We start from the raw sequence: 1,410 nt of genomic DNA, 5'->3' as shown, positions 1-1,410 counted from the left end.
CAGCACGTCGTTATCGTTCTTTGATTTGATCCGAATTTTAAGGTAATTCGGTCCTTTTCAATCCAATTTTTGAGAATTTAACGTTATTTTGCTTTGCCGTCATGTTAGTCTTACGGCTTCTATTGGGTGATAGTTTGCATAACAACTCTTTTGTCTTCTAGTTGTTGTTGTGCGACAGGAATATATATGTCATTACGAGCAAAGCTTATCTGGCCGATTCTGGTTTTTATTACGGCGATCTTTGTTGCTTCAAAAGGTTATACCTCGTACACCGCATACCAATCGTCAAAACATGAGTTGGTTGAGCAAACTCGCAAGTTAATCAATAACGTGTCTTATTCAATTAAAGATGCGCTCACAACAAAGAACAAGCGAAAAGCACAAACTATTCTGGCCGATCTTCTAGAACAGCCCAACGTTTCTAGAGTGAAATTGTATGATAGGGCCAATGAACCTTTTGTTGTGCTTGAAGGGAGTGGGGAGTCTGCTCCCGTTCCTAATCAAAATGAAAGAAGTAAGCTCGATGCATTAGGGTATGCGTTGTCCGCCAAGTTTTTGTACGTACTTGAGCCTATCATCCATGAAGGGCATGTGATTGGCTCAATTCGAGTGACGTTGTCATATATTCCAATTATAAATGCGCAACATTCATTCTTGAAAGATGCCGGCGTACTTCTGCTGATATTGGCGGCTGGTGGCATTATTTTCTACATTACCATTGATCGTATCATTCTAAGACCGTTGCTCGATCTCAACGGTGCAATTCAAGATGTTACTTTTGGTAATGCCTCTCACGTACAAATTCGTCATCATTCTAAAGACGAACTGGGCGAAGTTATTCACTCATTTAACCGAATGATGACCAAACTCCGAAAAAGGGAAAAACAACGCCAACATTCGTTAGCTACGCTCGAACAAAAAAGAGCATTTTCAGAAGAAGTCATTGAATCCATTCAGTATGCGTTGGTTATTACCGACAACCTTGGCACCATTATCCACAGTAATGCTGCGACTCAGCATATATTTCAGAAAACACCGGAAGCATTAGAAAATGCGAATATCCGCGATCTGATAAAAACAAAAATGCCGAACGAGCTTAGCCAAATTCTTAGTCGATGCTTAGAGTGTGATGATATCCACCTTCAAAACATTGATAACGAACAGCAGCTAAGCCTAACGACTCGTCGTTTGTCTAACCACGGTTATCTTCTCTTCGCCATTCAAGACATCACAGAGATCGAAGAGGCGATGAATCGCCAGCGCGTAGCTGGTCGAGTGTTTGAAGCCAGTCAAGACGGCCTTATTGTGCTTAATCACAAAGGCGTTCTCACCATGGTCAACCCAGCAGTCACCAAACTTGTGGGTTTAGAAATCGAACAGTTAGTTGGTCAGTCTTTCATTCAACCTATT

The 1,410-nt window shown here is 41.4% G+C and carries 1 protein-coding gene; it reads left to right on the top strand.

The features are described from left to right. Positions 1-186 precede the first annotated feature (186 nt). Positions 187-1,410, top strand: a 1,224-nt coding sequence (locus R7O12_RS24830; RefSeq protein WP_318126715.1) for a PAS domain S-box protein, incomplete at its 3' end; no start/stop codon positions are given.

It is taken from the genome of Vibrio sp. Vb1574 (assembly GCF_033338675.1).
This window is presented reverse-complemented; position numbering and strand designations above follow the sequence as displayed.